Source organism: Pseudomonas sp. AM4(2022) (assembly GCF_036346515.1).
In the GTDB taxonomy this organism is placed as follows: domain Bacteria; phylum Pseudomonadota; class Gammaproteobacteria; order Pseudomonadales; family Pseudomonadaceae; genus Aquipseudomonas; species Aquipseudomonas paracarnis.
In genome coordinates this window covers 1-10,569 of the sequence record NZ_JAOTNW010000023.1, presented here as the reverse complement: position 1 = coordinate 10,569, position 10,569 = coordinate 1, and the positions used below count along the sequence as shown (strand labels likewise).

The 10,569-nt window shown below is 55.5% G+C and carries 10 protein-coding genes and 4 tRNA genes; all 14 read right to left on the bottom strand.

The genetic code is table 11. The annotated features are described in order from the left end of the window. Positions 1–36 precede the first annotated feature (36 nt). A complete protein-coding gene (rpoB, locus tag ODQ19_RS23740) occupies positions 37–4,110 on the bottom strand; it encodes a DNA-directed RNA polymerase subunit beta (RefSeq protein ID WP_010206926.1) in 4,074 nt (1,357 codons plus the stop codon). A gap of 219 nt (positions 4,111–4,329) precedes the next feature. Next, complete coding sequence (rplL, locus tag ODQ19_RS23735; RefSeq protein ID WP_003176432.1) at positions 4,330–4,695, bottom strand: 50S ribosomal protein L7/L12; 366 nt, start codon at positions 4,693–4,695, stop codon at positions 4,330–4,332. 78 nt (positions 4,696–4,773) lie between these two features. After that, complete coding sequence (rplJ, locus tag ODQ19_RS23730; protein ID WP_003176433.1) at positions 4,774–5,274, bottom strand: 50S ribosomal protein L10; 501 nt, start codon at positions 5,272–5,274, stop codon at positions 4,774–4,776. A gap of 199 nt (positions 5,275–5,473) precedes the next feature. After that, entirely contained in the window at positions 5,474–6,169 is a 696-nt protein-coding gene (gene rplA, locus ODQ19_RS23725; protein ID WP_028618134.1) for a 50S ribosomal protein L1, read from the bottom strand. After that, entirely contained in the window at positions 6,169–6,600 is a 432-nt protein-coding gene (gene rplK / locus ODQ19_RS23720) for a 50S ribosomal protein L11 (RefSeq protein ID WP_003176435.1), read from the bottom strand. Before rplK ends, rplA begins: the two co-directional genes overlap by 1 nt. Positions 6,601–6,717: 117 nt before the next feature. Continuing rightward, positions 6,718–7,251 (bottom strand): transcription termination/antitermination protein NusG, encoded by a 534-nt coding sequence (nusG, locus tag ODQ19_RS23715; RefSeq protein ID WP_003176436.1) that lies wholly within the window; start codon positions 7,249–7,251, stop codon positions 6,718–6,720. 9 nt (positions 7,252–7,260) lie between these two features. Continuing rightward, entirely contained in the window at positions 7,261–7,629 is a 369-nt protein-coding gene (gene secE / locus ODQ19_RS23710; protein WP_003194658.1) for a preprotein translocase subunit SecE, read from the bottom strand. Positions 7,630–7,674: 45 nt separating this feature from the next. Then, positions 7,675–7,750, bottom strand: a tRNA-Trp gene (locus tag ODQ19_RS23705). A 143-nt stretch (positions 7,751–7,893) separates the two neighbouring features. Further along, a tRNA-Thr gene (locus tag ODQ19_RS23700) sits at positions 7,894–7,969 on the bottom strand. A 26-nt stretch (positions 7,970–7,995) separates the two neighbouring features. Beyond that, positions 7,996–8,069, bottom strand: a tRNA-Gly gene (locus tag ODQ19_RS23695). 24 nt (positions 8,070–8,093) lie between these two features. Continuing rightward, positions 8,094–8,178: transfer RNA gene (locus ODQ19_RS23690), tRNA-Tyr, on the bottom strand. 142 nt (positions 8,179–8,320) lie between these two features. Next, positions 8,321–8,767, bottom strand: coding sequence for a hypothetical protein (locus ODQ19_RS23685; protein ID WP_116665533.1), 447 nt, complete (start codon positions 8,765–8,767; stop codon positions 8,321–8,323). Between the two features lie 7 nt (positions 8,768–8,774). Continuing rightward, the gene (locus tag ODQ19_RS23680) at positions 8,775–9,524 is read right to left on the bottom strand and encodes a pantothenate kinase (RefSeq protein ID WP_116665534.1); all 750 of its coding nucleotides are present in this window, start codon (positions 9,522–9,524) and stop codon (positions 8,775–8,777) included. Continuing rightward, complete coding sequence (birA, locus tag ODQ19_RS23675; RefSeq protein ID WP_330211372.1) at positions 9,514–10,473, bottom strand: bifunctional biotin--[acetyl-CoA-carboxylase] ligase/biotin operon repressor BirA; 960 nt, start codon at positions 10,471–10,473, stop codon at positions 9,514–9,516. Before birA ends, ODQ19_RS23680 begins: the two co-directional genes overlap by 11 nt. Positions 10,474–10,569: the final 96 nt, after the last annotated feature.

The window sequence follows — 10,569 nt, the reverse complement described above, 5'->3', positions numbered from 1 at the left end:
GGGCTAAACAGCCCCGCTCTCGATTCGCGTCACGTGTTATTCGGTTTCCAGATCGATATCGATGCCGAGGGAACGAATTTCTTTGATCAACACGTTGAAGGACTCGGGCATGCCCGGCTCCATACGGTGATCGCCGTCCACGATGTTTTTGTACATCTTGGTACGACCGTTCACATCGTCCGACTTCACTGTGAGCATTTCTTGCAGAGTGTATGCAGCACCGTATGCTTCCAGTGCCCAGACCTCCATCTCCCCGAAACGCTGACCACCGAACTGAGCCTTACCACCCAGCGGCTGCTGGGTAACCAGGCTGTACGAACCGGTAGAACGAGCGTGCATCTTGTCGTCTACCAAGTGGTTCAGCTTCAGCATGTACATGTAGCCAACAGTAACCGGGCGCTCGAACTTGTTGCCGGTACGGCCGTCGAACAGCTGCATCTGGCCGCTTTCTGGCAGGTCTGCCAGTTTCAGCATGGCCTTGATTTCGCTTTCCTTGGCACCGTCGAACACCGGGGTAGCCATTGGAACGCCGCCACGCAGGTTCTTCGCCAGATCCAGGATTTCCTGGTCGGAGAAGGTGTCCAGCTCTTCGTTGCGACCGCCGATCTCGTTGTAGATCTCGTGCAGGAACTTACGCAGGTCTGCGACCTTGCGCTGCTCTTCGATCATACGGTTGATCTTCTCGCCCAGACCTTTGGCCGCGAGGCCCAGGTGGGTTTCAAGGATCTGACCAACGTTCATACGCGAAGGTACGCCCAACGGGTTGAGGACGACGTCGACCGGGGTGCCATTGGCATCGTGCGGCATGTCTTCAACCGGCATGATCACAGAGACCACACCCTTGTTACCGTGACGACCGGCCATCTTATCGCCCGGTTGGATGCGGCGACGGATTGCCAGGTAAACCTTGACGATTTTCAGCACGCCTGGAGCCAGGTCATCGCCCTGCTGCAGTTTGCGCTTCTTGTCTTCGAACTTGTCGTCCAGCAGACGGCGGCGATCAACGATATAGGCCTGGGCCTTCTCGAGCTGCTCGTTCAGAGCATCTTCAGCCATGCGCAGTTTGAACCACTGGCCGTGCTCAAGACCGTCGAGGATTTCGTCGGTGATGTCCTGACCTTTCTTCAGGCCTGCGCCGCCTTCAGCCTTGTGGCCTACCAGAGCGGAACGCAGACGTTCGAAGGTCGCGCCTTCAACGATACGGAACTCTTCGTTCAGATCCTTGCGGATCTCGTCGAGCTGGGTCTTCTCGATGGACAACGCACGAGCATCACGCTCAACGCCGTCACGGGTGAAGACCTGTACGTCGATGACAGTACCCTTGGTACCGGTAGGTACACGCAGGGAGGTGTCTTTAACGTCGCTGGCTTTTTCACCGAAGATGGCACGCAGCAGCTTCTCTTCCGGCGTCAGTTGGGTCTCGCCTTTCGGAGTGACCTTACCCACCAGGATGTCGCCTGCGCCAACTTCAGCACCTACGTAAACGATACCGGCTTCGTCCAGCTTGTTCAGTGCAGCTTCACCCACGTTCGGGATGTCTGCAGTGATTTCCTCTGGCCCAAGCTTGGTGTCACGTGCCACACAGGTCAATTCCTGAATGTGGATCGTGGTGAAGCGGTCTTCTTGAACCACACGCTCGGACAGGCAGATGGAGTCTTCGAAGTTGAAGCCGTTCCATGCCATGAACGCGATGCGCATGTTCTGACCCAGAGCCAGTTCACCCATGTCGGTGGACGGGCCGTCGGCCATGATGTCGCTACGCTGAACGCGATCACCCTTGCTCACCAGCGGACGCTGGTTGATGCAGGTGTTCTGGTTCGAGCGGGTGTATTTGGTCAGGTTGTAGATGTCGACACCGGCTTCGCCAGTTTCTACTTCGTCATCGGCAACACGAACCACGATACGGCTGGCATCAACAGAGTCGATCACGCCGCCACGACGAGCCACGACGCAAACGCCGGAGTCACGGGCTACGTTGCGCTCCATGCCGGTACCTACCAGCGGCTTGTCAGCACGCAGGGTCGGTACAGCTTGACGCTGCATGTTGGAACCCATCAACGCACGGTTGGCGTCATCGTGTTCCAGGAACGGGATCAACGACGCTGCAACCGAAACTACCTGCTTCGGAGAAACGTCCATCAAGGTGACGTCTTCCGGCGCCTTGACGGTGAACTCGTTCAAGTGACGAACAGCTACCAGCTCGTCGACCAGGACTTTCTTGTCGTTCATCGTGGCCGAAGCCTGAGCGATCACGTGATCAGCTTCTTCGATGGCGGACAGGAATACGATCTCGTCGGTGACCAGGGCGTCTTTCACCACACGGTACGGGCTTTCGAGGAAGCCGTACTGGTTGGTGCGCGCATAGGCAGCCAGGGAGTTGATCAGACCGATGTTCGGACCTTCCGGCGTTTCGATCGGGCAAACACGACCGTAGTGCGTCGGGTGTACGTCACGGACTTCAAAGCCAGCGCGCTCACGGGTCAGACCGCCCGGGCCCAGTGCAGAAACACGGCGCTTGTGGGTGATCTCGGAGAGCGGGTTGTTCTGGTCCATGAACTGCGAAAGCTGGCTAGAGCCGAAGAACTCTTTCACCGCCGCAGCCACTGGCTTGGCGTTGATCAGGTCTTGCGGCATCAGGCCTTCGCTTTCAGCCATCGACAGACGCTCTTTGACCGCACGCTCAACACGTACCAGGCCAACACGGAACTGGTTCTCGGCCATTTCGCCTACGCAGCGAACACGACGGTTACCCAGGTGATCGATGTCATCGACGATGCCTTTGCCGTTACGGATGTCGACCAGGGTCTTCAATACCGCGACGATGTCTTCCTTGCACAGCACGCCCGAACCTTCGATCTCGGTACGACCGATACGACGGTTGAACTTCATCCGGCCGACCGCAGACAGGTCATAGCGCTCAGGGCTGAAGAACAGGTTGTTGAACAGGGTTTCGGCAGCGTCTTTGGTTGGTGGCTCACCAGGACGCATCATGCGATAGATCTCGACCAGTGCTTCCAATTGGTTGCTGGTGGAGTCGATCTTCAGTGTGTCGGAGATGAACGGACCGCAGTCGATATCGTTGGTGTACAGGGTCTCGATGCGAACAACCTGGGCCTTGGCGATCTTGGCCAGGATCTCGGTGTTCAGCTCGGTGTTGCACTCAGCCAGGATTTCGCCTGTAGCCGGGTGAACGATGACCTTGGCGGTAGTGCGACCCAGGACGTAGTCCAGTGGCACTTCCAGCTCTTTGATACCGGCTTTTTCGATCTGGTTGATGTGGCGCGCAGTGATACGACGGCCAGCCTCAACGATGACCTTGCCTTTTTCGTCCTGGATGTCCAGGACAGCAATTTCACCACGCAGACGCGAAGCGATCAGCTCCAGCTTGAGGGTTTCATCCTTCAGGCTGAATACGTTGGTGGTGTAGAAAGCGTCCAGCACCTGCTCAGTGGTGTAACCGAGCGCACGCAGCAATACCGAGGCCGGCAGCTTGCGACGACGGTCGATACGCACGAACACGCAGTCTTTCGGGTCGAACTCGAAGTCCAACCACGAACCGCGGTACGGAATGATCCGCGCGGAGTACAGGAGTTTGCCGGAGCTGTGCGTCTTGCCGCGGTCGTGGTCGAAGAACACGCCCGGGGAACGGTGCAGCTGGGAAACGATTACACGCTCGGTACCGTTGATTACGAAGGTACCGTTTTCAGTCATCAGTGGGATTTCGCCCATGTAGACTTCTTGCTCTTTGATGTCCTTGATCGCTTTGTTCGACGATTCTTTGTCGAAAATGATCAGACGGACTTTTACCCGCAAAGGTACGGCGTACGTAACGCCACGCAACACGCATTCTTTGACATCAAATGCCGGTTCGCCCAGGCGATAACCGACGTACTCCAGCGCAGCATTGCCGGAGTAGCTGATGATCGGGAAAACGGATTTGAAGGCCGCATGCAGGCCCACGTCGCGGAACTGATCTTTGGTCGCTCCCGCCTGCAAGAATTCACGATACGAATCCAGCTGGATAGCCAGAAGGTACGGGACATCCATGACGTCCGGCAACTTGCTAAAGTCCTTGCGGATACGTTTTTTCTCAGTATATGAGTAAGCCATCAGCGTTCCCCAGCTTGGTCACCTGCTTGTTTGGCCCCTCCGACGGGAGCAGCCAGAAAATCTTGCAAACCCCATGGTTTGCACCACCGCTTCGGGTGGCTACAGCGCGTTAATGGCGGCGACCGAGTCGACAGCCAAGAACGGAAAAAGGCCGGTGGCAAGAGCCACCAGCCATCAGCCTTCAGCTTAACGCTTGGGCTGGAGACGCAAGGTCGATGCTTACTTCAGCTCGACTTTAGCGCCTGCTTCTTCCAGAGTAGCTTTGGCTTTGTCAGCGGCGTCTTTCGACACAGCTTCCAGAACCTGGGCAGGAGCGCCGTCAACTACAGCCTTGGCTTCTTTCAGGCCCAGACCGGTCAGTTCACGTACTGCCTTGATCACGTTTACTTTCTTCTCGCCAGCTTCCAGCAGCATGACGTTGAATTCGGTTTGCTCTTCAGCAGCGACAGCAGCAACAGCTGGGCCAGCGGAAGCGGCGGCAGCGGAAACGCCGAATTTTTCTTCGAAAGCTTTGATCAGCTCAACAACCTGCAGAACCGACATTTCAGCTACGGCGTTGAGGATATCGTCTTGGGAGATAGACATTGCTGTATTTCCTGAATTGGGGGACGGCCTACGCGGCCATCGAAATAAACAAAAATACGCGAGAGAATTTGCTCAGCCTTAGGCTGCGGCAGCTTCTTTTTGCTCGCGAACTGCAGCCAGAGTACGAGCCAGCTTGCTGGTAGCGCCTTGAATCACGCTCATCAGCTGCGAAATAGCTTCGTTACGGGTCGGCAGTGTTGCCAGTACGTCGATTTGGTTAGCTGCGAGGAACTTGCCCTCGAACGCAGCTGCCTTGATCTCGAACTTATCCTGACTCTTGGCGAATTCTTTGAACAAACGGGCAGCAGCGCCTGGATGATCTTTAGAGAACGCGATCAGAGTCGGGCCAGTGAACACGTCGTTGAGAACACTGTATTCAGTGTCAGCAACGGCGCGCTTGAGCAGGGTGTTACGTACAACACGTACGTATACGCCAGCTTCACGAGCCTCTTTACGGAGTCCGGTCATAGCGCCTACTGTCACACCACGGGCATCAGCCACGACAGCGGACAGAGCAGCTTTGGCAGCCTCGTTGACTTCAGCGACGATGGCCTTCTTGTCTTCGAGATTAATTGCCACGGGTTTAACTCCTGCTTGTTACCGTTTCATCTGGCCTAGGCCTGATGTCGTTTTGGTGTCTGATTCGGTAAGGAACCGGGAGCACCATCTGCGTAGGCTTGTTGGTTTAAGACTTGCGTCGCCTACGGTCTTGGATAGCCCCCGCCAGGCAGGGACCCCAATCTTTCAATTGGCGCAATTTCTTGCGCCAATTTATGTCTTATACGTCCAGCGAGCCTTGGTCGATGACCAGACCTGGGCCCATAGTGGTGCTCAGGGTAACGCGCTTGACGTAGATACCTTTCGAGGAAGCAGGCTTGATACGCTTCAGATCAGCGATCAGGGCTTCAACGTTTTCCTTCAGCTTGACGGCATCGAAGCCGACTTTGCCAACGGAGGTGTGAATGATGCCGTTTTTGTCGGTGCGATAACGAACCTGACCAGCCTTGGCGTTTTTAACCGCGGTAGCTACGTCTGGAGTTACGGTGCCGACTTTAGGGTTAGGCATCAGGCCACGTGGACCGAGGATCTGACCCAACTGACCTACAACACGCATTGCATCCGGGGAAGCAATAACGACGTCATAGTTCAGGTCGCCGCCTTTCATTTCGGCAGCCAGGTCGTCCATGCCAACGCGATCAGCACCAGCGGCCAGAGCAGCTTCAGCGGCTGGGCCTTGGGTGAAGACAGCAACACGTACAGTCTTGCCAGTACCGTGTGGCAGCACAGTAGCGCTACGAACGACCTGGTCGGATTTACGCGGGTCAACACCCAGGTTTACAGCAACGTCAACGGACTCGCTGAACTTGACAGTCGACAGCTCGGTCAGCAGGGCAGCAGCGTCTACGAAGCTGTAGGACTTGCCCGCTTCAATTTTGCCGGCGATAGCCTTTTGGCGCTTGGTCAGCTTAGCCATTACACACCCTCCACGTTAAGGCCCATGCTACGAGCAGAACCGGCGATGGTACGCACGGCTGCATCCATATCAGCTGCAGTCAGATCCGCGTTTTTAGTTTTCGCGATTTCTTCCAGCTGAGCACGGGTTACGGTGCCAACCTTAACGGTGTTAGGACGAGCGGAACCGCTGGTCAAACCGGCAGCTTTCTTCAGCAAAACCGAAGCCGGGGTCGACTTGGTTTCGAAGGTGAAGCTACGGTCGCTGTATACAGTGATGATCACTGGAGTCGGCAGACCTGGCTCAAGACCCTGAGTACGGGCGTTGAAAGCCTTGCAGAATTCCATGATGTTCACGCCGTGCTGACCCAGAGCTGGACCGACGGGTGGGCTAGGGTTGGCCTGAGCGGCCTTCACTTGCAGCTTGATGTAAGCGGTAATCTTCTTGGCCATGAGGCACTCCAATTACGGGTTCAAACGCCTCGAAAGGCTCCCCGGTTACTTGCGCGTTTATCCCAGTGACGACAAAACCCCACAGCCTAGGGCTGCGGGGTTGGGATGCTTGTCCAGCTAGACCTTTTCGACCTGGCTGAACTCCAACTCTACCGGGGTAGAGCGACCGAAAATGAGCACCGCCACTTGGATCCGGCTCTTTTCGTAGTTAACTTCTTCGACCGTACCGTTGAAATCAGCGAACGGACCGTCTGTAACGCGAACAACCTCACCCGGCTCGAACAATGTCTTCGGCTTGGGCTTGTCGCTACCGTCAGCAACACGACGCAGAATTGCTTCCGCCTCTTTGTCGGTGATCGGAGCAGGCTTATCGGCAGTACCGCCAATGAAGCCCATGACGCGAGGGGTATCCTTGACCAAGTGCCAAGTACCTTCGTTCATGTCCATCTGTACCAGCACGTAGCCAGGGAAGAACTTGCGTTCGCTTTTGCGCTTCTGCCCATTCCGCATTTCAACCACTTCTTCAGTGGGAACCAGAATTTCGCCGAAGCCATCTTCCATGCCTGCCAGCTTTACGCGCTCCAGCAAAGAGCGCATAACATGCTTCTCGTAACCCGAGTAAGCATGCACAACGTACCAACGCTTAGCCACGGGACACCCTTAGCCAACAATCAAGGAAACAAGCCAGCCGAGCAGGGAATCAAGCCCCCACAACAGCAACGCCATAACCAGAACAACAGCCACGACAATCAATGTGGTCTGAGTGGTTTCTTGGCGAGTCGGCCAAACGACTTTACGGATTTCGGTGCGAGCTTCCTTAACCAGTACCGCGAAGGACTTGCCTTTGGCAGTCTGCAGGCCTACAAAGGCAGCTACAGCAGCGAGGGCAAGCAAAGCGAGTACACGGTACAGGATCGGCGAAGCAGAATAGTACTGATTGCCAACAACGCCTACGACCACCAAGGCGACTACAGCGAGCCACTTTACCAGATCGAAACGAGAGCTTTGAGCTTCAGCCTTAGGAGTCATCTATGAAGATCCTGTGAAAAGAAAGCCAGACACACCACGTGAATCTGGCAGGTCAGGAGGGAATCGAACCCCCAACCTACGGTTTTGGAGACCGTCGCTCTGCCAATTGAGCTACTGACCTAAAACAAAATCAGGCCGACCATTATGCAGGCCTGAAAAAGACTTTACAACAACCAACCCCACAAGACCTGAAATATCGAACAACATTCAAGCCGAGGCAGCTGTTAAAACAAAGGCAGATATTTTCATATCTGCCTTGTTATATGGAGCTCTTGAGCGGATTTGAACCGCTGACCTCACCCTTACCAAGGGTGTGCTCTACCAACTGAGCTACAAGAGCGAAAAACCTTGCACAACCTGCAAACTTGGAGCGGGTAGCGGGAATCGAACCCGCATCATCAGCTTGGAAGGCTGAGGTTCTACCACTAAACTATACCCGCGGAGCTTGCAGCTCACGCTAAAAATGGTGGAGGGGGAAGGATTCGAACCTTCGAAGTCGTAGACGTCAGATTTACAGTCTGATCCCTTTGGCCGCTCGGGAACCCCTCCTAAGCGAGCCGGCATTTTACACCGCGCCGACCTTCTGTCAAGCATTTTCTCATTTAAATTATGAGGTTAGCTGCATTGACGGTAGCTTTGCACTGTAACCCTTAAAGGTCTTCACTGCGAAGCGGGCGCCATTCTATGCAAACTATTCGAGAGTTGCAATGCCTTCACACAGCATTATTTTATGTTTTAACTCATTGAATTCATTAGCAAGGCTTTCAAAGGGCAGATCGTCAGCCAAGCGACGGCTCTCAGGGGCCACACGCAGCCAATAACCCGAGACGTCGGGCGCACTCAACAACTGGACCTTGACCTTGATATCCAGGCTCGTGAGCCTCTGCTCGAGAGAGGAGGCTTGGCGTCGATCAGAGAACCCACCGATGTATAAGCAGGTATTTTGCGCCTCCGCCGGCCTCGCCCGATCGCGCCGAGCCACCGCGTCTGCCGACTCACTCAGGAGGCGAATGTCTTGCTGCGCTCCCCGATGGAGACTCAAAGGCGTGACATCCTTGGCCCGCAATGGCGCCTCTTGCTGATGCCAGACGTAATAGAAAACATTGAGGACCAGTAAAAGCAAAAACAGCCAGCGCATAATCACCTCAAGACAAAGGACACGCCATCGCCAAACCAACAAACACCAGGTCAGGGACCAGCCGGGCCTGAGGTGCAGCGTCCCTGACCTGGTCAGCATCCCCGCCAGTCAGGAAGACCGTGAAATCCTCCCCCCAATAGCCTCGCGCCAACTCGAGCTGAGTCAGCACAAATCCTCTAAGCATGAGCGTACAACCACGCTCGACGGCCTCGACGGTCGTGCGACCAGGAGAGAGACGCTCCAGAGCCCGCTCAGCAGCGGCGTCGTCATAGCGTATCTTGCGTGTATGGGTTCGCAGTTGATTACGCATAAGCGGCATACCCGGGCAAATAAACCCCCCCAGGTGCTCACCGTCCGGACCAATAAAGTCTGCGGTCGCCGCCGTACCAAAATCGAGTACCAGGCATGCACCTGACGCCAACTTGAAAGCGCCCAGCATCGCCAGCCATCGATCCATCCCAAGGCGCTGGAAGTCTTCATAGCCATTGCGCACTCCGCTCATTTCTCGCGCAGAGGTGGCACAGGAAACAGCGACGCCAAACGCCTCAACCAACGCAGCTATCAGCTTATCGGTCTCCTCAAGCGCGCGAACACTCACCAACCGACAACGCGTGAGCAATAGACCAGGCAAAGCCACCAAACTGTCGATCAGCGCGATATCCGAACCTGCGATACCTTCGGCGCGAACACTTGCCTCACTCAACTCAAGAACACGCCACTTGATAAAGCTATTTCCACAGTCGAGCTCAAGAATCATCGCGCAACCTCAGGCTTAACTCACCACCGCTGTATATTTTCTCGACGCCACCGACATCCAAACGCAACGCGCCCTGACGATCCACGCCCAGCACAATCCCATCAACCTGATTGACGCCTGCGATGAGCGACACGGGCCTCCCCTGCCATGCGTGATGCTGCTCCCATTCTCCTTGCAAACCGGCAAAGCCCGCAGCCTTGTGTCGGTCCAGGTAGGCTTGTAGCTGCAAACCCAGACGCGCCACCAGGTGATTGCGATCAATAGGAGAGCCCGTCTCGAGCTGCATCGAGGTCCATTGCTGATCAACCTCTACAGCCTTCTGCATATTCACATTGATACCTATCCCCAGCACAACGTGACAGATATCTGCTGGATCTCCCACCAGCTCAAGCAAGATGCCTGAGATTTTCTTGTGCCCAACCAAGACGTCGTTTGGCCACTTCAAAGCCGCGCCCTGCACACCCGACTCACGCAGAGCCTGCAGGACTGCCAGCCCTACCACCAGACTCAACCCTTCCAGTTGCCGCAGACCACCCTCAATACGCAATACAAGGCTGTAGTAAACGTTTTGCGCAAATGGGCTGACCCATTTGCGGCCCCTGCGCCCCCTACCAGCCGTCTGCTGCTCCGCTAGCACAACAAAAGGTGCCGCACCGCCCGCATCGACAAGACGTAAAGCCTCAGCATTAGTGGAGTCAATGGAGTCGAAAATATGAACGGGCCAAGATAAGGGAGTCGCCCCTCGGGAAACCTCCTGCGCATTCAAAAATACCAATGGCGCAGCCAATCTATACCCGCGACCCCGAACCTTATGAATAGGAAGATTCAATTCTGCCTCAAGATGCTGAAGCTGCTTCCACACGGCACTGCGACTAACGCCCAGGGCGGCGCCAAGCGTTTCTCCAGAATGGAACTGACCATCTTTCAGAAGTTTCAACAACGTCAGCATGCACATATCGCCTCAGAATGAGGCACGCATGATAGCCATGCGCAGGGTCATTGCATAGAAAGGCTGGATATCAGTGTTGATCGACGCTCTACAAGA

Bases quoted from the DNA above. Each gene is read 5' to 3' on its own strand.
- ODQ19_RS23685 (WP_116665533.1), bottom strand. From the start codon at position 8,767: ATGCGCTGGCTGTTTTTGCTTTTACTGGTCCTCAATGTTTTCTATTAC.
- secE (WP_003194658.1), bottom strand. From the start codon at position 7,629: ATGACTCCTAAGGCTGAAGCTCAAAGCTCTCGTTTCGATCTGGTAAAG.
- rpoB (WP_010206926.1), bottom strand. From the start codon at position 4,110: ATGGCTTACTCATATACTGAGAAAAAACGTATCCGCAAGGACTTTAGC.
- rplA (WP_028618134.1), bottom strand. From the start codon at position 6,169: ATGGCTAAGCTGACCAAGCGCCAAAAGGCTATCGCCGGCAAAATTGAA.
- birA (WP_330211372.1), bottom strand. From the start codon at position 10,473: ATGCTGACGTTGTTGAAACTTCTGAAAGATGGTCAGTTCCATTCTGGA.
- rplK (WP_003176435.1), bottom strand. From the start codon at position 6,600: ATGGCCAAGAAGATTACCGCTTACATCAAGCTGCAAGTGAAGGCCGCT.
- rplL (WP_003176432.1), bottom strand. From the start codon at position 4,695: ATGTCTATCTCCCAAGACGATATCCTCAACGCCGTAGCTGAAATGTCG.
- ODQ19_RS23680 (WP_116665534.1), bottom strand. From the start codon at position 9,524: ATGATTCTTGAGCTCGACTGTGGAAATAGCTTTATCAAGTGGCGTGTT.